Below are 26,799 nucleotides of genomic sequence, written 5' to 3'. Positions count from 1 at the left end.
TAACCAAAAACCAAAAAGCATATGTCACTAGAAAAAGGAATGCAAGCACCTGATTTTGAAGTGAAAAATCAGGACGGGGAAACAGTCAAACTTTCTGACTACAGAGGCAAAAAGGTAATTCTTTATTTTTATCCAAAAGACAACACTCCTGGCTGTACAGCCCAGGCTTGCAACCTTCGCGACAATTACGCCCAACTCCAAAAGGAGGGCTACGAGGTGCTAGGAATCAGCACCGACACAGAAAAGGCCCACCAGAAATTCATTGAAAAACAAGGGCTTCCATTTACCCTTCTTGCCGATACTGAAAAGACGGTACATGAAAAATATGGAACTTGGGTGGAAAAAAACATGTACGGTAGAAAATACATGGGCACTGCCCGCAAAACCTTCGTCATCGATGAGGAGGGAAATATCGCCGACATCATCGAAAAGGTGAAAACCAAAGAGCATACAAATCAAATACTCAAATAAACTATTCCACCAAAATGGAAAAACTCTCAATCGATCAACTCAATAAAACTTGTTCTCAAGTAAGAAGAGACATCCTGCGCATGGTACATGCGGTCAATTCAGGTCACCCAGGAGGTTCTCTTGGCTGTACTGAATTCTTTGTGGCCCTTTATTTCAACCAAATGGAGCACAACACCAACTTTGATATGAACGGCAAAAATGAAGACCTGTTCTTCCTTTCCAATGGCCACATCTCTCCAGTATGGTACAGTGTCCTGGCCAGAAGCGGGTACTTCAGCGTTGAGGAACTGGCTACATTCAGAAAGATCGACAGCAGGCTTCAGGGCCACCCTACTACTGAGGAGAACCTACCGGGCATCAGAATCGCTTCAGGTTCATTGGGCCAAGGTCTTTCAGCAGGTATCGGAGCAGCTCAGGCGAAGAAAATCAACGGTGATGACAAAACAGTTTTTGTGTTGATGGGTGATGGAGAGCAGCAGGAAGGTCAGGTTTGGGAAGCGGCCATGTATGCCGCCCACCACAAAGTGGACAACCTGATTGCAACGATTGATTTGAACAGACAGCAGATTGACGGTCTTACAGTTGATGTAATGGACCTTCAGGACCTTAGAAAGAAGTATGAGGCTTTCGGTTGGGAGGTTGTGGAAACTAAAAACGGCAACGATATCGAAGAAGTGGTTTCTGTGATTGAAAAAGCCAAATCCCTTCTAGGAAACGGTAAACCAGTAATGAATCTCCTACATACCGAAATGGGTTATGGCGTAGACTTTATGGTTGGCACTCACAAATGGCACGGCGTGGCTCCAAATGACGAGCAGTTGGAAAACGCTTTGGGCCAACTTGAAGAAACCTTAGGAGATTATTAATTGAAAACCCTTTTTCTTGGAAAAGAAAAAATTTAGCACAATGGAAAAGACTTTGAATACAAAATTCACCTATACAGAAAAGAAAGATACCCGTTCAGGTTTTGGCGACGGTCTATTGGAGGCTGGCAGAAAAAACCCTGAGGTGGTTGGACTTTGCGCTGACCTAATCGGTTCCCTAAAAATGGGAGCTTTCCAGAAAGAATTCCCTGACAGATTCTTCCAGGTAGGTATCGCAGAAGCCAACATGATGGGCCTTGCCGCTGGTATGACTATCGGCGGAAAGATTCCTTTTACAGGTACCTTCGCCAACTTCTCCACAGGCCGGGTTTACGATCAGATCCGCCAGTCTATTGCCTACTCTGGTAAAAACGTAAAGATCTGTGCCTCTCACGCTGGAGTTACTCTTGGCGAAGATGGTGCTACTCACCAGATTTTGGAAGACATCGGAATGATGAAAATGCTTCCTCACATGACGGTGATTAACCCTTGTGATTACAACCAGACCAAAGCTGCGACAATGGCTATTGCTGAGCACGATGGACCGGTTTACTTGAGGTTTGGACGCCCAAGCTGGCCAATCTTTACGGATAGCAATCAAAAATTTGAGATCGGTAAAGCCTGGAAAATGATCGATGGCAAGGATGTTACCATCTTTGCTACTGGACACCTGGTATGGGAAGCAGTGGTTGCAGAAGCCATGCTAGCTGAAGAGGGCATCTCTGCTGAAGTCATCAACATCCACACCATCAAACCTCTTGATGAGGAGGCTATCCTGGAATCAGTTGCCAAAACAGGCTGCTGCGTATCCGCGGAAGAGCACCAGCTTAACGGTGGTCTTGGCGACAGCATTGCTCAGACATTGGTAAGAAACAATCCTGTTCCGATGGAATTTGTAGGTGTGGACGACAGCTTTGGCGAGTCAGGAACACCGATGGATCTGATGAAAAAATATGGTCTTAAAGCCGAAAACATCGTAGAAAAAGCGAAGAAGGCTTTAGCTAGAAAATAAGCCATAAAAAACTCCCGATACGACAATGTCTCGGGAGTTTTTTTTTATCTAAAATCAAGAAAAAGAATTTATAATTCCTTAGCCTTCAAATACACCAGGCGCATATCGGCTGGATTGCCGAAATCCAGTTTATTGTCTTTCATATAGCTTCTGAGAGCTTTCCAGTTGTCAGAGGAAATGCTCTTTAGCCCCGCAGTTCCTTTTTTGACCTCTTCTTCCCTATCTTCCTTTACAAGGTAATATTTGATCACATCCTGAAAAACATCATAAGCATTTATGGAATAAGCCTCAACTTGGGCAGGCATAAACCTTTTTTCATGATAGGCCACAAATTTTTCATCCCCATCTTCAAAAAGCACCTCTCCTATCATGTAGATGTCTTTGATTTTGAAATACCTAAAAACCCGGTTACCTTCTTCCACGACTACCCTGTCGAGTTTTCTGTTATCAATGACAATGGTTTTGTTGCTTTTCCCTTCGCCTTCCGGCAGTTCTTCTCCGATGAATACCTGGGCTTTTTTGGGGTAGATATTTAGGTTAACATTTTGATAAAACTTGCCGTCACTCATCAGGATGTCCCCTTTTTTCATTTCCTCAAAAACAAACGGAGTCCCCTTTACCCCTTTTGATTTGGCCGTCTTTCCATATTCGGTTACAAAAAGATATTCGTTTTCATTCACATCAGACCTTTCCTGTCCATGGGCCAAAAAACAGGTTATTAGGCAAAAAATTAGGAGAACCGCTCTTTTCATAATCGTAGAAAGTTAATATCTATAAATTTAACCTTTTCGGAGAAGAATAGCAATCCAAACATTTTTGACAGCCTTACCCAGGCACGTTGTTTCTAATAATATCCTTATTTTTGCACCATGAAAGAAAGCATCTTATCCCTGAGTCCGCAGCATTGGAAGGACTATGAATTGATTGACAGTGGAGCCTTCGAAAAGCTAGAACGCTTTGGCCCATACATCATAAGCCGTCCCGAACCGCAGGCTATCTGGGACAGAAGCATGGATGAGAAAGAGTGGAGAGAGAAAGCCCATGCTCATTTTGCAAAAGAAAAAAACAACCCTGAAAAGGGCCAATGGAAGGAATTTCAAAAGATCCCTCACAAGTGGCAGATTGATTATAACAACCCTGCAGGTTTAAAATTGACATTGAACCTTGCCATGACCTCTTTCAAGCATATCGGTATATTTCCTGAGCAGGCTGTGAATTGGGACTATATTGAAGAAAGCATCGCCAGGATGCCCGTGGAAAAGCCAAAAGTTCTCAACCTATTCGCCTATACCGGTGCAGCGTCCGTAGCAGCCAAAGCAGCCGGTGCGGATGTCACCCACCTAGACGCCGTAAAACAGGTAGTCACTTGGTCTCGCCACAACATGGAATCCTCCGGTCAGGAAGGCATCCGCTGGGTGGTAGATGATGCCATGAAATTTGTAAAAAGGGAAATCCGCAGGGGAAACAAATACCACGGTATTATCCTTGACCCACCTGCCTACGGACGAGGTCCAAACGGTGAGAAGTGGGTTTTGGAAGAAGAGATAAACGAGTTGCTGAAGCTATGCTCCGAGATCCTGGAACCTGATCACCACTTCTTGATCCTCAACTTGTACTCCCTGAGTTTCTCCAGCATGATTGCCGCCAACCTCGTGAAGTCCAACTTTGGAGAGGTGGAAAATGCCGAACACGGGGAACTGTATTTGGAGGATAACTTTCAGAAAAAGCTCCCCTTGGGAATTTTCTTCAGGTTTAGGAAATTGTAGAAGGAAGTTTCACGCAAAACTTGTCCCGAGAAGTGAAGCGAATCGGGAGGGCGCAGAGAAACCGCCAAGAAGGGAAAGATCATACTTATTATTAACCTCTTTTTCTCTGTGGTTTATTAATCATTATTGACATTTATCATGCACAACAGACAATTATTCCTTTCTCACTTAGCCCAGACTACGGACTTTCCGCTGATGATAGAGATAGAAAAAGCGGAAGGACTCTATATGTATGGTCCTAATGGGGAGCGATATTTGGATCTAATCTCCGGCATAGGTGTAAGCAATGTGGGCCATCGACACCCCAAGGTCCTTCAGGCCATGAAAGATCAGATGGATAAATACCTGCATCTGATGGTGTACGGGGAATACATTCAGACACCCCAAACCCAACTTGCCGAGGCTTTAGTGCAAACACTTCCTGATGGACTTGATAATGTCTACTTGGTCAACAGTGGCAGCGAGGCTGTAGAAGGCGCGCTGAAGCTTGCCAAGCGCTATTCCAATAGGCGTGGAATAATCAGTTGTGTGAATGCCTACCACGGTTCCTCCCACGGTTCTCTTTCGGTAGGAGGAAATGAGATATTTAAAAGAGCTTACCGCCCGCTATTGCCAGGTATTTCGCATATCCATTTTGGAAAGGAAGAGGATTTAGAGGATATAACCACAGACACCGCAGCTGTGATCATGGAAACCGTGCAAGGCGAAGCGGGGATAAGAGTGGCTAGTGAATCTTACTTCAAAGCGCTGCGCAAAAAATGTGATGAAACCGGGACCTTACTTATTTTAGATGAAATCCAAGCAGGTTTTGGTAGGACTGGCAAATTCTGGGCTTTTGAGCATTATGGAATCCAACCTGACATCTTGGTTTGTGCCAAAGGAATGGGCGGAGGAATGCCCATTGGGGCTTTCATCTCCAGCAAAGAGATCATGGGCCATTTTAAAAATGATCCTTTATTGGGTCACATTACGACTTTTGGAGGACATCCCGTAAGCGCCGCAGCTTCATTGGCTACCATAAAAATCCTCCAAGAGGAAAACATTGTCGAACTGGTAGAAATGAAAGCCAACCTCTTCAAAGAACTCCTTGTCCATCCAAAAATCAAAGAGGTCAGAAACAAAGGTTTATTGATGTGCGTGGCTTTTGAATCATTTGAAGAACTCAAGCCCATCATTGATAGAGCAATCGAAATGGGTGTGGTAACCGACTGGTTTTTATTCTGCGACGACTCCATGCGCCTCGCCCCTCCTCTAGTAATTACAAAAGAGGAAATCAAAGAAGCCTGCGAAATAATATTGAAAGCAATCGAATATAAAGCCTAATTTGCTCTAAACCCTTAAACTTCTAGACATAAGACAAATGCTTCGCTTTGTCTTATGTCAGAATTAAACTTTTAAACCTAAAAAGGAGCGTCATCTTTGCTTCCGAATCCCCCTGGGAATGGATCATCGTTGCTGTTGGCTTTGCTCTGAAGTCTTATCATGCCACCGTCATCAAATCCCTGCCCACCGGCGCTACTTGGGAATTTGTGACCATACATGGCATCCTGTGGTTGGTAAGGAGTATTCATCTCGAGGTCACAGAATTTGGTGTATTTACCGATAAATCTCAGTTTTACATTCTCCAAGGAACCGTTTCTGTGCTTGGCAATGATTACTTCACCCACACCTGCTGTACTGTTGCCTTCCTCATCTTCCGTGATACCATAATACTCAGGTCGATATAGGAACATTACCATATCGGCATCCTGCTCGATGGCTCCAGATTCCCTCAAATCCGAAAGCTGTGGCCTCTTGTCCCCACCCCTGGTCTCCACCGAACGTGACAACTGGGATAGTGCAATCACCGGAACCTCCAGTTCCTTGGCAATCATCTTCAAAGCCCGGGAAATACTGGCAATTTCCTGCTCCCTGTTTCCTGAACCCTTGCTGGTATCTCCAGACATCAGCTGAAGGTAATCGACTACGATCATTTGAATATCACTCTGCGCCTTCAACCTTCTACATTTGGCACGAAGCTCAAGAATGGACAGTGCAGGAGTGTCATCCACAAAAAGTGGGGAAGACGAAAGTTTACTGGTTTTATGAATGAGCTGTTCCCATTCGTAGTCAGCTAGATTTCCTTTCTTGATTTTCTCCGAATCCAATTCGGCTTCAGAGGAAATGAGTCTGTTCACTAGCTGCACGGAGGACATCTCCAGAGAAAAGATGGCTACAGGTCTATTATGATCCACAGCCGCATTTCTCAAGGTTGACAATACGAAAGCCGTTTTACCCATGGCAGGACGGGCGGCTATAATCACAAGGTCGGATTTTTGCCAACCAGAGGTCACACGGTCCAGAGCAGTAAAACCACTTGGCACCCCGGTAAGTCCATCTTTCTGGCCTTTTTTACCTTCCAGTTCCGTGATGGCTGCTCTCATGATGGATCTAAGGTCGGAATAGTTTTTCCGAATATTTCTTTCGGAAATTTCAAAAAGGGAGGATTCCATTTTATCCAAAAGCTCAAAAACATCCGTTGTCTCCTCGTAGGCCTCCTTTTGGATATCCGAGGCTATCCGGATCATGTCCCGCTTCATGGCCTGTTCGGTGATGATTCTGGCGTGGTATTCAATGTTTGCGGCAGAGGAAACCTTTGAAGTCAGTTCGGTGATATGGTAAGCACCGCCGGCTATTTCGAGTTTGCCGTTCTTTTTAAGCTGATTGGTTACAGTCAGCAGGTCAATCGGCTCACTGCCGTTGAAAAGATCCAGTATGGCCTGGTAGATGACCTTGTGTGAATCTTTGTAAAAGCTGTCGGGGCTCAGGATATCCACCACTGCCGTGAGGGCATCCTTTTCCAGCATCAGCGCACCCAACACCGCCTCTTCCAATTCGGGCGCCTGTGGGGGTAATTTACCTACTCCAATACTCTGTTTTAAGGAATTGCCTCTCCTTGAAGGACTCCAATCTTTACCTGCGGGTTTGTTCTCTGCCATAGAAACAAATGTAAGCCGTTTAATCCAGAGTTAATAAACAATTTATTCACGCAGTTATCAACACCAGAACTTAAAAACCCCTTAAAACACTCACTGCTAACCTAGTAAGAAACTGACCCTTGTGAAAAATTGCTTAAAGCGAGAAAGGGAAATTATTAACCTCATGTAATTTTTCAAAGAATCAAAACGACTAATTTTTAAACGCTTACAATCAGCCAATCAGATTTGGCCGGAGTTAATTGCAAACAAAGCTTTCAAAGTCAATAAGGTTACCCATGAATTTCTTATTTTTGATCGATCAAACTTTGACCCTATGTCCAAAAAATACCACTTTATTGCCGTCGGAGGCAGTGTGATGCATAATTTAGCCCTTTCGATGGTTGCCAAGGGGTACGAGGTGAGCGGTTCGGATGATGAGATATACGAACCATCCCGCACCCGCCTTGAAAACGCAGGCATTTTACCTGCTGAGAAAGGCTGGTTTCCCACCAAAATACATCCCGGACTGGATGGCATCATTTTGGGCATGCACGCCAGGCAAGATAATCCCGAATTGCAGAAAGCGCTGGAACTTGGAATTCCAATTTTCTCCTTCCCTGAGTTTATCTATGAACAAAGTCGGGAAAAGAAAAGAATCGTCATCTCTGGTAGCCATGGTAAAACCACCATCACATCGATGATCCTGCATGTGCTCAAGTATCACGGGATGAATTTCGATTATCTGGTAGGAGCCCAAATTGAAGGGTTTGATTTAATGGTCAAGTTGTCCGATGCACCAATCATCATTATTGAAGGCGACGAGTACCTCACCTCCCCTATGGACAGGCGTCCCAAGTTTTTCCACTACCATCATGATATCCTCCTGATGAGCGGGATTGCATGGGACCACTATAATGTGTTTCCGACTTTTGAAAATTATCTTCAGCAATTCAAGACTTTAGTCGAAATGACTCCTGATGAAGGTCAGTTTATCTACTGTGAAAGAGACCCTGAGGTCAAAAAACTTGGAGAAGCCAGTTTCGGCAAGTACAAGAAAACTCCTTACGAGGCACATCCTTATGACATCGCAGAAGGAATCACATACCTAAAAACTCCTGAAGCCAATATCCCAATTGCGGTATTTGGAGAGCATAATCTTCAAAATCTTCAAGGAGCTTTGGAGGTTTGCCAGGCAATTGGCGTGAGTGCGCCAGCCTTTTACGATGCCATCCAGCATTTTAAGGGAGCGGCCAAAAGGCAGGAGATCTTGGCCAAAGCGGATGACAGGATATTCTTCCGGGACTTTGCACACGCCCCTTCCAAACTGAAGGCCACGGTGGAGGCGGTGAAATCCCAGTTCCCCAATAGAAAGCTCATCGCCGTACAGGAACTTCACACTTACAGTTCCCTGAACAGGGACTTTTTGTCCAATTATGCCCATACCTTTGATGCAGCCGATGAGGCTTTGATTTATCTGAACCCCAAGGCAGTCGCTCTGAAAAAACTTGAATTGATGAGTGAGGATACGCTTCGGGAGGGTTTTAAAAGAGAAGACCTCAAACTTTTCACTGAAATGGAAGAACTAAAAAGCTACCTGGAAAGTAAAAGGTATGACAACACCAACTTGCTGCTAATGAGCTCCGGAAATTATGACGACATGGAGCTGACTTTATTGAAAAACAAATTTAACCTAGCTGAATAATGAATCTGAATCTAAGAACACCTATTGCATTTTTTGACCTGGAGGCCACTGGCACAAATATATCTACCGACCGCATTGTGGAATTCAGCGTAGTGAAAGTTCAGCCTGATGGCACAGAAGAAATCTTGACCAAAAAGGTAAATCCAACCATTCCCATTCCAAAGGAAGTGTCTTTGATCCACGGTATCTATGATGAGGATGTAAAGGACGCGCCGACTTTTAAGGACATATCCAAAGAGCTTTACAAGTTTTTGGAAGGTGCTGATTTGGCTGGCTTCAATGTGTTAAAATATGATATTCCTCTTCTGGTAGAGGAGTTTTTGAGAGCCGGTTTGGATTTCGACATTGAGAAAAGAAGCATCTTGGATGCCCAGAAAATCTTCCATATGATGGAAAAAAGAAACCTCACAGCAGCTTACCAATTCTACTGCGGTAAATTGCTAGAAAATGCCCATAGTGCCGAAGCTGACACGATTGCCACCTATGAAATCTTCAAGGCCCAGATTGACAGGTACAATGGCCAAGAAGTAGAGGATCTTTTGGGGAACAAATTAGGTGTCATTGAAAACGACATCAAAAAGCTCCATGCGCTTTTCAACGAAAAAATGGTTGATCTGGCCGGCCGATTTATCTTTAATGATGATGGCGTGGAATGTTTTAACTTTGGCAAGCACAAGGGTAAGCCCATTGAGCAGGTGCTAAAGGAAGAGCCGGGTTATTACGATTGGATGATGAAGGGAGATTTCCCATTGGACACCAAGAGGAAATTTACGCAAGTGAAGCTAAGAAGCTTTAATAAATAAGTACGAGGTACGAGGTACGAAGTCGCGACGTTTGTTTACTTCGTCCTTCGCACCTCACTCCTCGTACTTCCATATTATCTTCTGTTTTTGTTATAATATTCCAAGGCGTCGGGCATCATTTTATTAAGCTGCTCGATACGTCTGTTTGGTCCAGGGTGAGTGGATAGAAACTCAGGCGGTCTTTGTCCTCCTCCTGCTGCTGCTTCCATTCTTTGCCAGAAAACCGGAGCCTCTCTTGGGTCGTAACCGGCAATCGCCATGAAAGTCAGGCCCAACTCATCTGCTTCCAATTCTTGGTCACGGGAAAACTTCAGCATTCCTACTTGCCCGCCATAACCTACAGCTTGCAAGAAAATCTGCTGGGTCATGCTCGGGTTTTGTCCCATAGCTACCTGTAATCCTCCTACCAAACCATTGGCTACCAAACCTTGCGACATCCTCTCTCTTGCATGGTTGGCAATGGCGTGGGCTACTTCATGTCCCATGATTACCGCCACACCGGTTTCATTTTGCGCTATAGGCATAATTCCAGTATAAAATGCCACTTTGCCACCTGGCATAGCCCAAGCGTTGATCTGATCACTTTCGATGAGATGAAACTCCCAGGCAAAACCTTCTGTGACATCATCGTATCCTCTTTCCTGAAGATAGGTTTCTACCGCTTTGGCGATACGGTTACCTGCGTTTACGACCATTTGGCCCTCAGCAGTGTTGGTAACCAAATTACTTTCTGCCTTTACCTGGTCATACTGCTCGTATGACATGGGCAGAATTTCTGAATTGCCGATAATACTCAGCTGCCGTCTTCCACTGAGAGGCACTTTAGCACAACCTTCAATAATAAAGGCTGCAGCTAAAATAAAGATGATTTTCTTAATCATGTTTTCAAAGTTTGCTTAGGCGAAAATAACCAAAAAAAGTGCCACAAAAAACTGGCTTTAACCTATCAATTTTATCACTATTTGCTTAGCTGTGCCCATTTATTTGTTTTATATTTAGAACTCATAAAAACCATTAGCCCACGCATGCGCTTTATTACCCGCCTTTTTAAGAAGAAAGTCAGATCCATACCGGATAAAATCAATATAGAACTCAACCGCTTACGCGGACTTTCCAGCAGCCACAAAGGATACAGCACCATTTTCACTACCCCATTTCGCTATCACCATGCGGCGAGTTTTGTAAACACCTACATGGAGATTTACCAGGATGAGATCTATAAATTCAACCCCAAGATAAAATCTGGAGGCGTGATTTTGGATTGTGGGGCAAATATGGGGTTGAGCGTGATGTATTTCTCCAAAAACTACCCCAAGCACCAGATTATAGCTTTTGAGCCGGAAAAGGCAATCTTTGAAGTCTTGGAGGAGAATGTTGAAAAATTCAAGCTCAACAACGTTACCCTACACCAAAAGGCGGTGTGGACGGAGGAAACAGAATTAACCTTCAGCACCGATGGCGGCATGGGCGGCCGGGTCAACAACCTTTATAAATCCAAGAAAAAGCCTGTAGAAAAGGTAAAAACGGTGGATTTGAAAACCTTACTAAACGAGCAAGTAGACTTTTTAAAGCTCGACATAGAGGGCGCCGAAGTGGAAGTCCTAAAAGCCTGCAAGGGCTCCCTATCAAAAGTGCAGCACATCTTTTTCGAATATCACAACGATATCCATAAGCCTCAGTCTTTGCATGAATTATTAAAACTGATTACTGAAGAAGGCTTCAAGTATCACCTCAAGGAATCAAGTGTTAGAAGGAGACCGTTTGTGGATAAAAATTTAATCTGTGAGACTTTTGACATGGCGATTACTGTGTTTTGTTATAAGTAAAGCGTGAAAATAAGGTCGTTTTAATTAGATAAAAATAAAGCTTGTAAAATAGGGAATCACTCATAAATGGAGATTTACGGGCATTTAAAAGCATTGCTTTAATTTCCCTAAAACCATATCCATATTTTAGCATTTCTTTTATAGACCTTTTGAAGGCAGCTTTTTCAGTTTTGTAAATTAAATGTTCAGGCACATCTGGCAAATAGTTCGGAAGGCAATGATTCCATTTTTTCTGCACTTTCAATGTCGAATCCAGCCACTGTCGATCAAACCTACCTTCTGAAAAATGCGTGAGAAGGACATCATAGGTAACCATCACCTTATATTTCTGAGCAACGGATAAAGAGAAGTCCACATCATACCCATGAAACCCTTGAATGGATTCGTCAAACGACATCTCCTCCATCACTTTTTTGGTAGTACAAAACCATACCCCATCGATGCAAACGACTTCATTTAGCTTTTTATCGTTATGATTCGCTTCTACTAACATAGGTGGACGATCCTCAAATTTGTAAGCTTGCCGAATTTTTTGAAATGCTTTAGCAGGATAATTCAGTTCATAAAGATACCAGCCTGACGGTGCTAAAGATTTGTAAATACTCCCAGCCACACCCACTAAGCCAATGGATTCGTCACTCAGGATCTCACAAACCTTTTTCCCCCAATCCATGGTTTCAAAGATTACATCCTCGTGCACAAAACAAAGGTGAGGATACTTCGCTCTATTAGCCCCTTCATTGTAAACTGAAGTAATCCCTCTTGGATTTTGAGTATTATCAATAGCAATTAATTCAAACTCTATTCCCACGGTTTGAGAAATATTTTGGGAAACTTGGTCTAAATACGATTGATTGACCGAGCAAATGATGATGCTAATCATTGTTAAGATTTAAAAATAATGTCTTTAGGCCTGTATATATAAGTCTACAGATGCAAAAATGACCTTAGTTCAGGAAGGATTTGCTTTTGAGACAATTTGTCCCAAAACAATTTGGTTTTCAAACCCCAAATCTGCTTATAAATAAATGTATTTTTACTAGCAGCACTTTTCTTAGGAATACACAGGAAGCGGTCCCTATTTTTAAACAAGTAGATGGCATAATCAATTGAAATGAAAGAAGACATCCTGTTTTCAAACATCCTAGTCAACTTTTTCACTAACCTACTATCTTTATTATTTGGGTAAGATGCACACATTTTTAGCCAACTCAACTCTTTTTGCAATTTGTTGACATCCCTATTTGAGTGGTATCTTTTGTTTCTATTCCTTTTACGAAGGTTGAGAATGTCTGTATTGCTTTCTGTATGCTGCCTATAGCTTACTAACCTTTCATCCACATATCCAATTGAACCTACATTAGAAGCCACATAGGCCAACCAATGATCATGAAAATAACCTTTTTGGAAAGGAAGGGCATAATCCAATAGCTCGCGTTTGATCAACATAGTGTGACCAGAGACACAATTGAACAATAAAAATGGTTCTGGGTCTGATCCATGGTAAAGGTTGATTATATCAGTCATACATTTTTCCAAATCATTGTCATTCTCATCAATAAAATGGGAATCATGGTATATCAACAAATGATCGCCTATACTGGCCACTTGCTTTTCGATTTTACCCAACTCCCATATATCATCCTGATCCGAAAGGGCAATGAATTCTCCATTACAAAGTCCCAACGCCTTTTCAAAGTTTTTGACATACCCCAAGTTTTCCTCGTTTTTTATGGCTGTAAAAAATGAAAATTGAGCTTCATACTCTTTTAAAATCTCCCAGGTACGATCCGAACTTCCATCATCTAGAACGATGATCTCCAAGTTGGGATATGTCTGATTAACCAAAGTATCCAATTGACGCTTTAGATACTTCTCACCGTTGTAGGTACAAACAGCAATTGAAACAAGTGGGTTAAGTTGGTTTGTCTGGTTCATGGCTATTAGGGTATAACCTGATTTGAGTTAGTAATTAAACAATACAGTTTTAAACCAATTATTATACCATTCTCTTAATAAATAATAAAAAACAAATATTTATACAAGAAAATAGAAATTTGGCGTATTATTAAATCAACTCAATGAATGTCAACCCTAGGTAGTAGAAAACTCCTGCATTTCCACCAATTTCTTATAGACACCATCGTGCGTAATAAGCTCTTGATGAGACCCTTGCTCTGTTATCCTGCCATCTTCCAACACTACAATCAAATCCGCATTCTGAATGGTACTGAGCCTATGGGCAATGACCAAAGAGGTACGGTTGCGCATCAGTTTGTTCAGGGCATCTTGTACCAGTTTTTCGGATTCGGTATCCAGAGCTGAGGTCGCTTCATCCAGCAACATGATGGGTGGATTTTTTAATACCGCCCGGGCTATGGAAATCCGCTGCTTTTGTCCACCGGACAGCTTCATCCCCCGATCACCAATATTGGTATCGTAGCCCTTTTCTGTTTCCAGAATGAAATCATGGGCATTGGCAATCCTAGCTGCTGCTTCGATTTCCTCCTGGCTTGCATCTGGCTTTCCAAATGCGATGTTGTTTCGGATGGAGTCGTTGAAAAGAATCGATTCCTGATTGACCACCCCGATCTGGCTCCTGAGGGAGTCCATCGTCAGTTGCGTGATATCATGGCCATCAATCAAAATCTTCCCCCCCTGTGGTTCAATAAACCTTGGAATCAAATCCATCAAAGTTGATTTACCTCCCCCTGACGGACCAACTAGAGCAACTGTCTTGCCTTTTGGGATTTTCAGGTTAATATTATTGAGAACATTTCTGCCCGGATACGCAAAGTCCACATTTTCAAGGCTCAACTCATCTTGGAACTCCTTAAGAACTTTCGCATTTTTTGCATCTTTTATTTCTGGCTTCTCGTCTATAAGGGCCAGCACCCGCTCCCCTGCCGCAATGCCCGAGTGAACCGTGCTGAAGGAATCCGTAATTGCTTTGGCAGGTCGCATTACCTGCGAAAATATGGCGATGTAGGCGATAAATTCCGATGGGCTAAGTTCCGATCGGTTATCGATAATCAGGGATCCTCCATAAAGAACTATGATTGCCACCATGGTCACTCCCATAAATTCTGACACCGGAGAGGCCAACTGTTGCCTTTTGACCATCTTACGGCTCAGGTTCGAATACTTTTCGTTTTCCCAGTTAAACTTGTCTTTGATGCTTTCCGTCGCATTGAAGGCTTTGATAATTTTTATACCGGATAGTGCCTCATCCAGGTAACTGATCATCACCCCATACATGTGCTGTGCCTCGGAGGCCTGCTTTTTCAACCGCTTTACGATTCTGGCTATCACAAAACCAGAAATGGGAATAATTAACAGAGAAAAAATAGTCAGCTTAAATGAAATGGCAAATAGCATGAATATATAAGCAAGCAATTGCAAGGGTTCCTTAAAGATTACTTGAAGGGTACCGGTCACACTGAACTGCACGACCTGCACATCGGAGGCAATCTTGGAAATGATATCCCCTTTGCGCTGGTTGCTGAAATAACCCACATGCATATCCATGATGTTGTCAAAAACCCTTCTCCGAAGGTTAAGGAGCGTATGAATCCTCAGGTTTTCCATCACCCGCTGGGATAGGTACCTGAAAATATTACTGAATAGCACAGAAATGACAATAACAGCACAAACAACTTTTAGAGCGCCGTATGGGCCAAACTGCTCATTGGCCAAATGGGCGTAGTAATTAAGATAACCCACCGGATCGGTCCAGCTTTCTGGCTCGCGGGTTGGTCCTGCGTCCTTACTGGAAAAGAGGGTGTTGAGCAACGGAGCCAGCAGGGCTAGGTTAAGTGTATTGAAGATTACCCCAAGCAAGGTGAAAATCAAATAGGGGATGGCGAATTTTTCTATTGGCTTGGCAAAGGAAAGTAACCGAAAGTATGTTTTCATTATATATCTTTACAGGATGCACCTGTGACGTATCTGGTAATTTAAGTCCGCAAAATTACTAAATCTATAACGATTCAGGCTAGAAATCCTTTTGAAAATCAAAAACTAATGCCTCAACAGCCAGTTCCCACTAGTAGAATTGCCAAAAACCCTGATCATAATAGGCTTAAGACCATGAGTAAATCCCTAGTATCCTTCAGTTTCTTTAATTTCCCTTTTGCTCAAAAATGGTGGGCCCTGAGGCAGATGCAGCATTCAGACTTGGAGGTTCCGGGAGCCAGTTTTGCAAAATTACTGGGAAGCGGAGGAGGCTCAGGTTTTTCCATCAAGCCCGATTTTGGAACTTACGTCATTATGTGCATTTGGGATTCAGCTGAGAAAGCCAAGGCCTGGGAGAGCACCGATCTGTTTTCAACCTTTGCCTCCAAAAGCCATAGCCACCAAACTCACTGGATGTCCTGCCTTCAGTCATATGGCTGCTGGGAAGATGGCAACCCTTTCCAAAATTATGAAATGGCAGCCTATACCGATGGGCCTGTTTTTGCCTTGACCAGAGCAAGTATTGACAAAACCAAGTTATTGGCTTTTTGGAGGAATGTGCCCGTGACTACAAAGGCGCTTTATGACTCCCCGGGACTTATTTTTGCTAAAGGGATTGGACAATTCCCCTTGGTGGAACAGGCCACATTTTCCCAATGGAAAGACCTGGAAAGCATGAAAAACTTCGCTTACCAGTCGGATCATAAGCAGGTCCTTAAGATGGCCAATAAAGAAGGGTGGTTTAGGGAAGATCTTTTTGCAAGGTTTATTCCTGTTGACATCAATGACCTGTGAGCCAGATTTCATGAAATTTACCAAAACCAGACTTGCTCCTACCCCAAGTGGTTACCTGCATTTAGGAAATGTGCTCAACTTCCTGATCACCGCCGCCTTGGCCCGCCAACAGGGAGCGACCATCCTGCTGCGAATTGATGATTTGGATCAAGCCCGTAAAAGGGCAGCATATGTCCAAGATATTTTTGAAACACTTGAATACCTCAAAATCCCCTTTGATGAAGGACCAAAAGATATGAAGGATTTTGAAAACAATTGGTCTCAGGTCCATCGGCTTCCTTTATACCAAAATGCCTTAGAGGGTTTGAAAGCACAAAAAGCAATTTTTTCATGTTCTTGCAGCCGCAAACAGATTTTATCCCGAAGCAAAAAGGGCATCTACAAAGGCAAATGTATTCCTAAAAACCTTCTTTTTGAGAAAAAAGATTGCTGCTGGCGATGTAGGGTAAAAGGAAAAACCGTCACCAGCTATCAAACACTTGAAGGACACAAAAAAGAAATCCAATTACCCAAAAAGCTGCAGCACTTCATCGTCAGAAGAAAACACCTACTGCCGGCCTACCAAATAGCCTCCTTGGTGGACGATCTCCATTATGGAATTGATATGATTGTACGCGGGGAAGACTTATTGGGCTCCACCGCCGCCCAACTCATTTTAAGTGAGATACTAGATGAAGCTAATTTTGCCAACATCTGCTTTTATCATCACCCTTTAATCAAAGACGAATCATCCATCAAGCTTTCCAAGTCAGCAGGAAGCACTTCCATCCACTACATGCGCAGCATCGGAATCCCACCCTCTGACATATACAAAATGGTTAGCGATTTTCTAAAAATGGAACCTGTAAATAAATTTGAGGAATTCGTTGAGGGATTTAGAATGGGTTGAACTTATTCCTGACAGCTTTAGATGGATTGAAGAGTTGAGCCGGAATAATTCTCCCTTAGAAAAGTACAACGAATTCTTAATCCATAGCAAAACAGGCGGGAATGGGTAAGGAAGATGGCCTACATCCTGCCTACATCCTGCCAACATCCTGCTGATATCCTACTGACATCCTCCTAACATCCCTTAATTATACTGCTGACAGGATTGTATTATGGTGCTGTATCCAAACTATTTCCCTTCAATTTTCTTATCTAAGTAAACCCAGACTTCAGATATAATTAAATCAAGCAAAAACATGGAAACCACAACAGTAAAAGCCTTCGGTGCAGCTTCAAAAGAGGCGGATTTGGACCAAATGGACATTAAACGCAGATCGGTGACGTCAACGGATGTCGAAATTGAAATCCTGTATTGCGGGGTTTGCCATTCGGATTTACACACGGCCAGAAATGACTGGGGAGGCACTATATACCCAACCGTGCCGGGGCATGAGATCATCGGCAAGGTCACTCAAGTTGGTGAAGAAGTTTCAAAATATAAAGTTGGTGACCTTGTCGGCGTAGGGTGTATGGTAGACAGCTGTAGAACCTGCGAGAGCTGTAAAATGGACCTGGAACAGTATTGTAAAAATGGCTTTACTGGCACCTATAATGGAAATGAAAAACACCTAGATGAACAGACCTTTGGGGGGTATTCGCAAAAAATTGTGGTTGAGGAACATTTTGTATTGAAGGTCCCCACGAATTTAGACACAGCGGCGGTTGCCCCCTTGCTGTGTGCCGGTATCACGACTTGGTCCCCCTTGAGGCATTGGAATGTAAAAGAAGGCAGCAAGGTTGCTGTAGTCGGGCTGGGTGGTCTAGGACATATGGCTATTAAGCTGGCCAAAGGACTGGGGGCATCGGTAGCGCTATTCTCAAGGTCAGAAGGCAAAATAGAGGATGCCAAAAGGCTTGGAGCAGATGAAGTCATCATTTCAACCGACTCCGACCAAATGAAGAAATCAAGAGGAAAATTTGATCTAATCATAGACACTGTCCCTTACGCCCATGATCTTAATCCCTATGTCAGCACATTAAATATCAATGGCACATTGGTATTGGTTGGCTATTTAGGAGACCTTGACCCCATCTTAAATTCTGTTCCAATGATCCTTGGAAGAAAATCAGTGGCCGGATCAGTGATCGGAGGCATCGCCGAAACGCAGGAAATGCTCGATTTCTGTGGAGAGCATAACATCGTCTCGGATATAGAAATGATCAAAATGCAGGAAATCAACACGGCCTATGAAAGAATGCTCAAAAGCGACGTAAAATACCGCTTTGTTATTGATATGGCTTCGTTGAAGGATTAGAGTGGTTTAGAAGTTTATTTCCCGATGGGTGCTGCGCACATCGGGAGGTTTAGGAGTTTAGTAAAATTGATTTAATTGTTCCAAGGCTGAGCCTTGAGACCTAAACACGCTCCTTCATATCTTTGCGATTAAGCGGTTCGAAAAAACAAAAATGCCAAGTCAAAGACTTGGCATTTTTGTTTCTTTTGGAGCCTACTCCTGTCTCCGTCTTCAATTTCTATCAATACCTCGCAGGAGCTCCTTTTTCTGGCGTCGACTTCAAGATAAATTGTCGTATATCCTCATTGGAGGTTTCCAAATCCTCTGCGCGCAGGTACATCATGTGACCACTGCGGTACCCTTTCCAGTCCATTCTGTCTTTCAGTTTACCACTTGGATCCATTTGCCACAAATTATATTTGGCATTGAAGTAATCAGTACCTCCATCATAGTAACCGGACTGAACCAACAAATGAAGGAAAGGATTCTGAGCCATAGCAGAACGGAGATTCTCCCCTGTCCTATCACCGCTTCTGTCCCAAGGGTGCACAGGTCCGAATAAATTATACGTTAGGTCAGTTTCATATTTCAAAACGTTCCTTACATAATAGTTCATGGCCGGTGCAAAGGCATGGTTCCAAGCAGTAAGGGCTGGGTCATGATCGGGACGCTCTCCTGAGCCCTGGCGATCAATCCCCCTATAACGGCTGTCCAATCTTCCAATTGTTAGTCCTTCTTCCCTCATCAGCTCCTTCCAGAAAAAGTTTGTGGGTACAGCCAAGTTATGCTCCAAGATCACCTTTTCACTCATTCCCGAATAGCGGGCCATCTTTTCGGCAAGTTCCTTTTTGCGGTCTTCCTCCAAATATCCACCTTTCACCATCGCTGGGATCAACTCATTGATGGTAAACTCCTCCACTTCAGGAAGTAGGTCGTCCAAATCCTGGTTTTGAAGATCGGAATCCAACATTTCATGAAACCAAGCCGTTGCGGCGTAATAAGGCAAATAATTGGCAGCTGACACAGGTCCCCCTCTATCAATTCCCAATCCGGTAGGCGACACCAAGATCACACCGTTGAAAAACATCCAATGGGAATTTTGCAATCTGTTGACCATTCCGGCCACTCTTGTGGTACCGTAACTTTCTCCAATAAGGTATTTTGGGGAAGCCCATCTGTTCTGTCTAGTCACAAATGTATTAACCCAATCAGACAGGTATTCAATATCGGCATTTACGCCGAAAAACTTCTTTCTATCAGTTTCCTTGTCTACAATTCTGGAATAGCCAGTATTGACCGGATCTACATACACGATATCAGCTACATCCAAGATGGAGTGCGGGTTAGAACGGGTCCCGTATGGCTGCGTTGGATTACCCTCATCGTCCATATTCAGTAATACTGGCCCGGTATAGGCAATGTGCATCCATATGGAAGCGGAGCCTGGGCCACCGTTGAAGGAAATCACCAATGGTCTGGTAGCTTTATCACTAACATCAGTTCTTTCGTAATAGGTGTAGAACAAAGAGGCGATTGGCTTGCCATCCTCATTCCAGACAGGCTGGGTACCCGCAGTGGCAGAATATGGGACACGCTTGCCATTGATGGTAATCTCGTGATTGGTGGTATTAGCCGACTCCACTTCGATCTGCCTTTCTTGGGAAAAGGATACAAATTGAACTGAGATCAGCAAACTCAGCATCAGTATAGTTTTTTTCATTTGGGTTAAGTTTTATTTGCAAAAAAACCTATCCAGCATCACTGAATAGGTTCCTAATATAAAACAATATGGATAAACTATATCTGAACTTTCTATAAATACTGCTTTAACCTGATAAGCGGATTAGTCTCTAAATGACTTATTGACATCCAAAACCAAGAACCTGACCTCTTCAGGGTTTTTTTGCTGACAGATCTGGAGCAGGATTCCCTCTTTGATCACAGTCAGTTTCATATGGTCCAAAGGCTCTGAGCCTGGGACTTTGATTTCAGACAGCAAGTTGAAATTTTTGTCAATCACCTGAATTGAAAAAGGTCGTCGGGCCAAACTGTTGCCATTGTCATGATGATGGGCTACAGTTCTGTAAAACAACTGCCTGTTTTCATCATAATAAATGTTGTGGTAAAATCCATTCGGGTTGCTGTATTGGATTACGTTTCCGAATTGGTCTTTTTGTGGTCTAATTCGGTTATCGTTGAGGAAAGGACTTTCAGCCTTACTCGATTTGGCCTTGTTATTCTTGAATTTATAAGCTTTGAGTTCAGGATCTTTCAAGTAAGAAATCACCAACTTTTCCTCGTCTTTCATTTTCAAGGTGGCAAATTCATATTTTGGACTGGGTAGATTGTTTGACTTATAAGTCGATTTAGGATATCCCGCAAATTCTTTTTCAACTTCCCCGGCTGCTAGGTCATATACAATCATGGCCGACTTCCCTTTCAAGGTGAAGCTTCCATTCTTTTGGTAAGCATGCATAATAGGCAAATAGGCCTTTTGGTCCATCACAGCAAAGTTATTAAGATGGTCCGACACACTTATCGCATATTCTTCATTATCCAACTCCTGCGTGACCAGCCAATGTTCCACCATTTTTCCAGCACTATCAAGCTGAATCAAATTCCCTTTCTGGCTGAGCATATAAATTTCATTTGGACTCATGATATCGAAGGAAACTGCCTTGAACCCAGGCAACCCCTCCACTACAGGGGGATTAATGGTTTTGATGTGGGTTTTAGTCCAAAGGTCAAAGATTTCGAAACCTCCCTTTTTACAATCAAAAACATATAAAAAATCAGCCCCCTTATGGTTGGTCACCATCTTCATTCGGTAAGATTCAGGAAACTTGTTGTGGTTTAGTACCAGTGTATCACTGATGATATCGTGAAATTCGATTACAGGAGTGTGTCTCTGACCTTCCACCTCATGGGCACAAAGAAAACAACAGTAAAATACTAAAAAGGCCACCAAACGAAACATATCCAATTATTGATTTAAAAAATAATCACCAAATACAAATTCAATAATACAGGATACAATTATTATACCATGAGCACTTTCTGCAAGATTAAATATTTATTTTTTTAATTAAAAAAATCACATTTTTACTTAAACAATATCAAAAAATCAAATCTATTTATAATTCACATGTTTAAATGATAGCTTAAGCCATAAAAAAACCCCTCAACAGTAGTCAAGGGGCGTAGTGGTTAAATTGAGAAATTGTTATTGCTTAAGCTCCATTTTATCCAAAAAGCTGAAACGGGAAGCATTACTGATGTATTCAGGCACGATCTTTTTCATATGGCTTACCAAAGCGATGTCCGAGTTTTTGTCACGCAACACTTTAAAGGCTTCCACTTTATTGACAATAGCCTCGAAGTTGACCTTTTTCACTTTGGCGATCATGATCTTAGGATGATGGGTCTCGATCACTTTTTCAGAACTTGTCAAAAGTTCTTCATACAGCTTTTCCCCTTGCCGTAAACCAGAAAATTCGATTCCTATATCTTTCCAAAGCTTTTTCCCGCTGAGCTGTATCATTTTCTTCGCCAAGTCGAGGATTTTTATCGGCTCTCCCATATCAAACACGAAAACCTCTCCCCCATTCCCCATCACCCCGGCTTCAATGACCAGTTGACAGGCTTCAGGGATAGTCATGAAATACCGAGTGATGTTAGGATGAGTAACTGTCACTGGGCCTCCGTTTTTAATCTGGTTCTTGAATAGCGGGATTACTGAACCATTGGAACCCAAAACATTTCCAAACCGGGTAGTAACAAATCGCGTCCTTCTGTGATCACCCGTATCAGCAATGGCGTCATTGAGCGCTTGAACATACATTTCCGCAATCCTTTTTGAAGCCCCCATCACATTGGTTGGGTTCACCGCCTTATCGGTGCTCACCATGACAAACTTTTCTACATGGTTGATCACTGCCAAGTCGGCCAGGGTACGGGTACCTAGTATATTGGCCTTGATAGCTTCTTCCGGGAATTCCTCCATCATCGGCACATGCTTGTAGGCTGCGGCGTGATAGATAATCTGGGGCCTATACTTGCTGATAATGCGCGACATCCCTTTTCTTTTACGGATATCTGCTAGCAAAGGCACAAAGCTGATTTCTTTAGCAGAGGAGCACACTTCAGTATACAAAGTGTAAAGCGGGGATTCCGCTTGATCTACAAGCAAGATTTGTCTTGGATTATACTTTTGCAGCTGTCTTATCAATTGACTTCCAATGGAGCCCGCTGCGCCTGTTACCATAATCACCCTTCCTGCTATATCATTCTTGACCTGATCATTGTCAAGACCAATTTCTTCACGGGAAAGAAGATCTTCAATTTTCACTTCCCTGATCTCATTAGACCCCAAAGAACCATTGATCCATTCTTTTACAGGTGGGATGATTGTGGCGTGGACATTCAGACGGAGACACTCATCAATGATCTGTCTTCTTCTTGTGGGGGAAAGTTCCTGCACCGAGATTACTAGCTCTCTGATTTTGTACTTGGCCACTACAGAGGCAAGGATTTCCAAGCCCAAATAGATTTTTGCACCAGATAGAATTTTACCTGCCTTATTGGGGTCATCGTCCAAAAATGCCACCACCCTCTTTTTCACCTGGTTGTCGTTGGCGTAAATCTCCTGGGCGAGTATACCGGCCTCTCCGGCCCCAAATACGGCCACAGGAATGATATCCTTGTTGCTGTGCTTGATGTACCCAAATAGCTCTTTGATGATCATGCGGTAAAAAAGCAAAGTCATCAGCGCGACACCTGCTGAAATAAGCAGAACTGCCGATGACAAGATCCATTCCTGGCCGAGAAAATGAACAGCCGTAAAATTGGCCAAAGTGGCCAAAACGGATGTAATTACCACCATTTTTGCCAAGATAACCCCATCCCTCAAACTGGTGTGGCGGATGATCCCCAAATAGCTTTTTGTGATGAGCATGGCTACCCACCCACAAATAAGAAAAAGCATCAAACCCGCTGGTATTGAATAGGCTTCTAATCCGGAAAAATCAAAATTGTAGCGGAGGGTGAAGCCAATGAATATCGCAAATACCAGGATCAAACTATCAAAAAGTGCAACGGCCCACCGGGGCAAGATGCTCACTCGACTTAAAAATTCCATAGCCAAAATTGCAGTTGTTTAAAAAATACTTCTTTTTGTATTTCAAATATAAATAAAAAGATTTCATAAAAATAAGCTTTCTGGTTAAAAATTAAGGAGTTATGCCAAATTTTTCTTCAAAAAATGTAAGTATTGATTTAGATAAAAATACACAAAACCTTATAAATCAGCATTTTAAAGGATAATTATAAAATTTTTACAAATACAAAAAAACCTCGCCATCTGGCGAGGTTTACTACTAGTATTCAACAAATTACTTAATAACAACACTTTCATAAGCTGCCAAGGATATTTTTCCATTCTTGACATCCACATTGCCGTGCTTATATACAACCTCGTAATCTTGGTCATCAAGGTCAAATTCCACTTCTGCATCTCCTATATTATGGAACACTTTATAGACTTCCCCATTATGATGCCTTTCATAACCCATCACCGTTTTATTCAACTCAAGGTCGGTCAATTCAAGCGAGCCCAAAGTCAACACCCGGTCATTAGCTCTTAAAGAAGTAATCTCTTTATAAAAGTTAAACTTACTCTCAGGGTCATCCTTTTGTTTTACCAAAGGAATTACCGTATCATCGGTACTAAATTTCGGCTCAATCCACGTGGCTCGACCGGTGTCATTTTCCTCCACATCCCATAAAAAAGGTTCTCGGATGTGCTCATCAGGTTTTTCTCCCAGCATACCAATTTCCTCCCCATAATACAAATAGGGTGCTCCTGGCATTGTCATTAGAATCACGATCGCCTGACGGGCTTTAGCCTCGTTTCCTTTCAGACTACTTAAAAGCCTAGGCTGATCATGATTTGAAGAGAAAGTGGCGTCGATAAAATCATCCGTAATGTCATAATAATAGTCTAGGATCTCTTTTTGCCTTTCTGCCAAAAGCATCCCTTCCCCTTTCTCAAAAGACTCCAGAAGGGTATAATGGAAATCAAAGTTAAATAGTGCCGGCAAACCCGGAAGATACGGAGCCACCACTTCTTTCATGTCATACACCTCTCCTACCAAATACACATCTGGCTTGATCTTTTCCATTTCTTCTCTGAACTCCACCCAAAACGCATGGTTATCTTCTGGTCTGTCATCAGGATAGATGTGTTTGGCCGCATCTAGTCTAAATCCGTCTACACCCATTTCCTCCAGCCAAAAGCGGCCGATTTCATAAATTTCTTCCCTTACCTTCGGATTGTCAAAATTCAGATCCGGCATATTTCCGGTGAAAAAACCATAATAAAACTCATCACCATGTCCTGGATCATGCCACTGACGGATATTATCACTATCCAGCGTAGTTTGCTTCTTATTGATGTGGTCAGCGATAGTATCTTTTCCAGCCCACACGTAATAATCTCGAAAAGGATTATCGGGGCCTTTTTTGGCTTCCAAAAACCAAGGATGTTCGCTACTAGTATGATTGATGATCATATCGATCACAATCCTGATGTCCTTTCTGTGGGCCTCCTCAATCAGTTTTTTGAAATCCTCTAAGGTACCATAATCCGGGTGGATCTCTTTATAATCAGTCACATCATATTTGTGATAACTTGGGGAAGGCATGATGGGCATAAACCAAATAGCATTGGCATTTAGGTTTTTAACGTGGTCAAGTTTCTTTGTTACGCCATTGATATCCCCGATTCCGTCTCCATCTGTATCGTAAAAAGACTGGACAAATATCTCATAGGTGATCCCAGCCTTTGGCCAATGGTCATCTTTGACCTCATTTCCAGAAACTACATCCGGGGTTGGAGCACATCCAACTGAGGCAATAAAAAAAGGTAAGAGGAATACTGAATAAAGTTTGCGCATAGGTTTAATTGTTAAAAACATAGTCCACCATTCAAGCTGAAGCAACTTGAAAGGTGGACTATCAGGTTTGGATTATTGAGATATTAATTTCTGTCAATACAGTTAAGCATATCAAAAGCCTGCTCAAGTCTTTTCACGAAGTTCTCTTCGCCTTTTCTCAACCATGCTCTTGGATCATAATACTTCTTGTTTGGCTTGTCGTCTCCGTCAGGATTGCCCAGTTGTGTTTGAAGATATCCTTCATTTGAGTGGTAATACTTAAGCACACCTTCCCAGAATGCCCATTGCATGTCTGTATCGATGTTCATTTTGATAGAACCATAGCTGTTTGCCTCGCGGATTTCCTCCACAGAAGAACCAGAACCGCCATGGAATACAAAGCTTACCGGCTTGCCAGAAGTGCCAAATTTCTCGTTGATGTAGTCTTGGCTGTTTTTAAGGATGATCGGCTCAAGGCTTACGTTGCCTGGCTTGTAAACACCATGCACATTACCAAATGCAGCAGCTACGGTGAAGCTGTCACCAACTTTTTTCAGTTGCTCATAGGCAAAGGCCACTTCCTCAGGCTGGGTATAAAGCTTGGAGCTGTCCACGTCGGTATTGTCCACCCCGTCTTCTTCTCCACCCGTCACACCAAGTTCGATCTCGATGCCCATTTCGATTTTAGCAAACTCCTTGAAATACTTTACCGAAGTCTCAATGTTTTCCTCCAAAGTCTCTTCAGAAAGGTCAAGCATATGGGAGCTGAAAAGAGGCTTTTTGAATGCTTTATAGTATTCTTGGCCTTCCTTAAGCATTCCGTCAATCCAAGGTAGAAGCTTTTTGGCCGCATGGTCGGTATGTAAAACCACAGGAACTCCATAGGCTTCGGCCATTTTATGAACATGCATGGCTCCCGATACAGCACCGACTACAGAAGCCTGTTGCTGATCGTTTGGAAGGCCTTTACCAGCAAAAAACTGAGCACCACCATTTGAGAATTGAATCATAACTGGAGAATTCACCTTTTTGGCTGTCTCCAGTACCGCGTTGACAGTACTTGTATTGATTACGTTCACCGCAGGCATTGCAAATTCATTTTCTTTGGCATAAGCCAAAAGATCTTGAAGCTCTTGGCCGTACTTAACTCCTGGTTTGAATTTCATAGGTATTGTTTAGTTTAAAATTTAAATTTCATCTCACCACTCCATGTGAAAATAAGGTTGGCATGGAGGGTTATTCAAAGATAAAAACAAGGAGTTTAAAATCACTGAAAACAAGGATTTATTTGAATTGGGAATGCTTCTAAGCTATAATCCCAAAACAACCTCCCAATAGTCTTAAAGGATAATTTGCTGGTAAATAACACCAAAACCCTCGAATTAAAGAAAATGCCCCTAAATTATTTGAACATCAGTTGAAAACCCGCTTCTTTCTATAAATCAAGGAATTATAAGTAGCACAGTGGATTGGTAGAAAAAATTTTATTTATTTTT

Annotated in this window: 22 protein-coding genes; 11 read left to right on the top strand and 11 right to left on the bottom strand. The window is 42.7% G+C overall.

The window, feature by feature from the left end:
- Window positions 1–21 precede the first annotated feature (21 nt).
- Genes bcp through KI659_RS04555 form a run of 3 tightly spaced genes read left to right on the top strand, consistent with a single transcriptional unit; the run spans window position 22 to window position 2,346 of the window.
- Window positions 22–471 carry a thioredoxin-dependent thiol peroxidase gene (gene bcp, locus KI659_RS04565; protein WP_213944142.1) on the top strand — a complete coding sequence of 150 codons (450 nt, stop codon included), beginning with the start codon at window positions 22–24 and terminating at the stop codon, window positions 469–471.
- 14 nt (window positions 472–485) lie between these two features.
- Window positions 486–1,337: a transketolase gene (locus KI659_RS04560; RefSeq protein ID WP_213944141.1), complete on the top strand. Its 852-nt coding sequence runs from the start codon at window positions 486–488 to the stop codon at window positions 1,335–1,337.
- Window positions 1,338–1,377: 40 nt separating this feature from the next.
- Window positions 1,378–2,346, top strand: coding sequence for a transketolase family protein (locus KI659_RS04555; protein ID WP_213944140.1), 969 nt, complete (start codon window positions 1,378–1,380; stop codon window positions 2,344–2,346).
- A gap of 68 nt (window positions 2,347–2,414) precedes the next feature.
- Here KI659_RS04555 and KI659_RS04550 read toward each other — a convergent pair whose 3' ends face one another.
- The gene (locus tag KI659_RS04550; RefSeq protein WP_213944139.1) at window positions 2,415–3,098 is read right to left on the bottom strand and encodes a hypothetical protein; all 684 of its coding nucleotides are present in this window, start codon (window positions 3,096–3,098) and stop codon (window positions 2,415–2,417) included.
- A 117-nt stretch (window positions 3,099–3,215) separates the two neighbouring features.
- Here KI659_RS04550 and KI659_RS04545 point away from each other — a divergent pair, with 117 nt between their 5' ends.
- A complete protein-coding gene (locus KI659_RS04545) occupies window positions 3,216–4,112 on the top strand; it encodes a class I SAM-dependent methyltransferase (protein ID WP_213944138.1) in 897 nt (298 codons plus the stop codon).
- Window positions 4,113–4,250: 138 nt separating this feature from the next.
- On the top strand, window positions 4,251–5,435 hold the full coding sequence (locus tag KI659_RS04540) for an aspartate aminotransferase family protein (RefSeq protein WP_213944137.1): 1,185 nt from the start codon (window positions 4,251–4,253) through the stop codon (window positions 5,433–5,435).
- Between the two features lie 77 nt (window positions 5,436–5,512).
- Here KI659_RS04540 and dnaB read toward each other — a convergent pair whose 3' ends face one another.
- On the bottom strand, window positions 5,513–7,090 hold the full coding sequence (dnaB, locus tag KI659_RS04535) for a replicative DNA helicase (RefSeq protein WP_213944136.1): 1,578 nt from the start codon (window positions 7,088–7,090) through the stop codon (window positions 5,513–5,515).
- Between the two features lie 313 nt (window positions 7,091–7,403).
- Between dnaB and KI659_RS04530 the strand changes: the two genes are divergently transcribed.
- Window positions 7,404–8,771, top strand: coding sequence for a UDP-N-acetylmuramate--L-alanine ligase (locus KI659_RS04530; protein ID WP_213944135.1), 1,368 nt, complete (start codon window positions 7,404–7,406; stop codon window positions 8,769–8,771).
- The gene (locus tag KI659_RS04525) at window positions 8,771–9,574 is read left to right on the top strand and encodes a 3'-5' exonuclease (RefSeq protein WP_213944134.1); all 804 of its coding nucleotides are present in this window, start codon (window positions 8,771–8,773) and stop codon (window positions 9,572–9,574) included. The genes KI659_RS04530 and KI659_RS04525 overlap by 1 nt, the downstream gene beginning before the upstream one ends.
- A 74-nt stretch (window positions 9,575–9,648) precedes the next feature.
- On the opposite strand, the gene KI659_RS04520 is transcribed toward KI659_RS04525, so the two are convergent.
- The gene (locus KI659_RS04520) at window positions 9,649–10,455 is read right to left on the bottom strand and encodes a M48 family metallopeptidase (protein ID WP_213944133.1); all 807 of its coding nucleotides are present in this window, start codon (window positions 10,453–10,455) and stop codon (window positions 9,649–9,651) included.
- Window positions 10,456–10,599: 144 nt separating this feature from the next.
- On the opposite strand from KI659_RS04520, the gene KI659_RS04515 reads away from it, so the two are divergent.
- Entirely contained in the window at window positions 10,600–11,400 is an 801-nt protein-coding gene (locus KI659_RS04515) for an FkbM family methyltransferase (protein ID WP_213944132.1), read from the top strand.
- Here KI659_RS04515 and KI659_RS04510 read toward each other — a convergent pair.
- The 3 genes from KI659_RS04510 to KI659_RS04500 all read right to left on the bottom strand — a co-directional run bounded on the left by KI659_RS04510 (window position 11,378) and on the right by KI659_RS04500 (window position 15,315).
- Window positions 11,378–12,283, bottom strand: coding sequence for a glycosyltransferase (locus KI659_RS04510; RefSeq protein ID WP_213944131.1), 906 nt, complete (start codon window positions 12,281–12,283; stop codon window positions 11,378–11,380). The genes KI659_RS04515 and KI659_RS04510 overlap by 23 nt on opposite strands.
- 44 nt (window positions 12,284–12,327) lie before the next feature.
- Window positions 12,328–13,338: a glycosyltransferase family 2 protein gene (locus KI659_RS04505; protein WP_213944130.1), complete on the bottom strand. Its 1,011-nt coding sequence runs from the start codon at window positions 13,336–13,338 to the stop codon at window positions 12,328–12,330.
- A 156-nt stretch (window positions 13,339–13,494) separates the two neighbouring features.
- Entirely contained in the window at window positions 13,495–15,315 is a 1,821-nt protein-coding gene (locus KI659_RS04500; protein ID WP_213944129.1) for an ABC transporter ATP-binding protein, read from the bottom strand.
- Window positions 15,316–15,423: 108 nt separating this feature from the next.
- On the opposite strand from KI659_RS04500, the gene KI659_RS04495 reads away from it, so the two are divergent.
- From KI659_RS04495 to KI659_RS04485, 3 genes are all read left to right on the top strand, one after another.
- Window positions 15,424–16,149: a DUF3291 domain-containing protein gene (locus tag KI659_RS04495; protein ID WP_213944128.1), complete on the top strand. Its 726-nt coding sequence runs from the start codon at window positions 15,424–15,426 to the stop codon at window positions 16,147–16,149.
- A gap of 10 nt (window positions 16,150–16,159) precedes the next feature.
- Complete coding sequence (locus KI659_RS04490) at window positions 16,160–17,038, top strand: glutamate--tRNA ligase family protein (RefSeq protein ID WP_213944127.1); 879 nt, start codon at window positions 16,160–16,162, stop codon at window positions 17,036–17,038.
- A gap of 295 nt (window positions 17,039–17,333) precedes the next feature.
- Window positions 17,334–18,392, top strand: a complete 1,059-nt coding sequence (locus tag KI659_RS04485; RefSeq protein ID WP_213944126.1) for an NAD(P)-dependent alcohol dehydrogenase — start codon at window positions 17,334–17,336, stop codon at window positions 18,390–18,392.
- 220 nt (window positions 18,393–18,612) lie between these two features.
- Here KI659_RS04485 and KI659_RS04480 read toward each other — a convergent pair whose 3' ends face one another.
- From KI659_RS04480 to fbaA, 5 genes are all read right to left on the bottom strand, one after another.
- Window positions 18,613–20,091 carry a S10 family peptidase gene (locus tag KI659_RS04480; RefSeq protein WP_213944125.1) on the bottom strand — a complete coding sequence of 493 codons (1,479 nt, stop codon included), beginning with the start codon at window positions 20,089–20,091 and terminating at the stop codon, window positions 18,613–18,615.
- Window positions 20,092–20,214: 123 nt separating this feature from the next.
- Entirely contained in the window at window positions 20,215–21,348 is a 1,134-nt protein-coding gene (locus tag KI659_RS04475; RefSeq protein WP_213944124.1) for a DUF4221 family protein, read from the bottom strand.
- Window positions 21,349–21,594: 246 nt separating this feature from the next.
- Window positions 21,595–23,508 (bottom strand): polysaccharide biosynthesis protein, encoded by a 1,914-nt coding sequence (locus tag KI659_RS04470; protein ID WP_213944123.1) that lies wholly within the window; start codon window positions 23,506–23,508, stop codon window positions 21,595–21,597.
- A 253-nt stretch (window positions 23,509–23,761) separates the two neighbouring features.
- On the bottom strand, window positions 23,762–25,324 hold the full coding sequence (locus KI659_RS04465) for an alpha-amylase family glycosyl hydrolase (RefSeq protein WP_246535280.1): 1,563 nt from the start codon (window positions 25,322–25,324) through the stop codon (window positions 23,762–23,764).
- Window positions 25,325–25,407: 83 nt separating this feature from the next.
- On the bottom strand, window positions 25,408–26,469 hold the full coding sequence (fbaA, locus tag KI659_RS04460) for a class II fructose-bisphosphate aldolase (RefSeq protein WP_213944121.1): 1,062 nt from the start codon (window positions 26,467–26,469) through the stop codon (window positions 25,408–25,410).
- Between the last annotated feature and the right edge of the window lie 330 nt (window positions 26,470–26,799).

Origin of the sequence: Litoribacter ruber (genome assembly GCF_018449405.1) — a bacterium.
Lineage (GTDB): Bacteria > Bacteroidota > Bacteroidia > Cytophagales > Cyclobacteriaceae > Litoribacter > Litoribacter ruber.
This window is presented reverse-complemented; position numbering and strand designations above follow the sequence as displayed.